The 1794-nt window shown below is 58.1% G+C and carries 1 protein-coding gene; it reads left to right on the forward strand.

The features are described from left to right. A partial coding sequence (locus HFD99_RS24695; RefSeq protein WP_167441040.1) for a non-ribosomal peptide synthetase occupies positions 1 to 1794 on the forward strand: 1794 nt, incomplete at both ends.

The raw sequence follows: 1794 nt of genomic DNA on the forward strand, positions 1-1794 counted from the left end.
GGGGAGCAGTTGGAGCCGCTCCGCATTCAGTACAAAGATTATGCGGTATGGCAGCAATCGGACGAGCAGAAAGCTCAGCTTGCCAAGCAGGAAGCCTACTGGCTCGACATGTTCCGCGGAGAACTGCCGGTTTTGGAATTGCCGACGGACTATCCGCGCCCGGCTATGCAGAGCTACGAGGGCCGCACGCTACAATTGTTTATGGATAGCGAGAAAAGTGAGGGTCTGAAACGGCTTGCAGCCGAGAACGGCGCAACGCTTTACATGGTTCTGCTTGCTGGTTATACAATATTATTGCATAAGTATACAGGGCAAGAAGACGTGGTGGTCGGTACGCCGATTGCAGGAAGAAATCACAGCGACGTTCAGCCGCTGATCGGGATGTTCGTCAATACCCTGGCCATCCGCAGTTATCCGGCTGCCGGTAAAACGTTCCTTGACTACTTGAAGGAAATCAAGGAGACGACGCTGGGCGCTTTTGAACATCAGAATTATCCGTTTGAGGAACTGGTGGATAAGGTGAATGTGGCTCGCGATTTAAGCCGCAATCCGCTGTTCGATACGATGTTTGCTTTGCAGAATACAGAGAATTTGGAAATCCAGCTTCCCGGACTCCATTTGTCGACGTATGCCAGCGAAGAAATTGTTTCTAAATTCGATCTCAGCTTGGACGTCACGGAGATCGAGGAAGGCTTGGAATATCTGTTTGAATACGCCACTGCTCTTTATAAGACCGAAACGGTGGAGAAATTGGCCGCTCACTACTTGCAGCTGCTTGAATCCATTCTCCGTAACCCGTCGGCGACGATTGCCGAGCTGGGCATTTTGACACCGTCGGAAAAAGATCAAATTCTCGGCGCGTTTAACCCGGCGCAGCCGGAAGCGGCTCCTGCGGCGGCGTTCCACCAGCTGTTTGAGGAACAGGCGAAGCGCACGCCGGAAGCGGCGGCCGTCGTGTACGAGAACGACCGGCTGACGTATGCGGAGCTGAACGAGCGGGCGAACCGCTTGGCGGCCACGCTGCGCACAAGCGGCATCGGCCGGGAGACGATCGTCGGCATTCTCGCCGAGCGTTCGGTGGACTTGCTGGTGGCCGTGCTGGCCGTCTGGAAAGCGGGCGGGGCGTATGTGCCGCTCGACCCGGATTACCCGGCGGAGCGCGTGCGGTTTATGCTCGAAGACAGCGGAGCGAAGGTGCTGCTGACGCAAACGCTGCTGCGAGAGCGCGCCGAAGCCTGGCTCGACGAAGAGGAGCTGGCGCTGGCGGCGGTGCTGTACCTGGACGACGAAGCGTCGTACAGCGAGGAGCGGGCGAATGCGCCGCTGGAAGCGGATGATCACTTGCACGAATGCCGTCCGGAGGACCTGGCGTACGTGATCTACACGTCGGGAACGACGGGCAAGCCAAAGGGCGTGATGATCGAGCACCGCAGCCTGGTGAACACGGCGGCGGGCTACCGGCGGGAATACCGGTTGAATCAGTTCCCGGTGCGGCTGCTGCAGCTCGCAAGCTTCTCGTTTGACGTGTTCGTGGGAGATATCGCGCGGACGCTGTACAACGGAGGCACGATGGTGATTGTGCCGAAGGACGACCGGATCGATCCGTCTCGTCTGCACTACTGGATCAGCCAGCAGCAAGTGACGATCTTCGAATCGACGCCGGCGCTGATCGTGCCGTTCCTGGAGTACGTGCACGAGCATCAACTGGATATGAGCGGGATGGAGCTGTTGATCACGAGCTCGGACAGCTGCAGCGTGGCGGATTACCGGACCTTGCAGGAACGCTTCGGCTCG

Source organism: Paenibacillus sp. EKM301P, assembly GCF_011800295.1.
GTDB classification, from domain to species: domain Bacteria; phylum Bacillota; class Bacilli; order Paenibacillales; family Paenibacillaceae; genus Paenibacillus; species Paenibacillus polymyxa.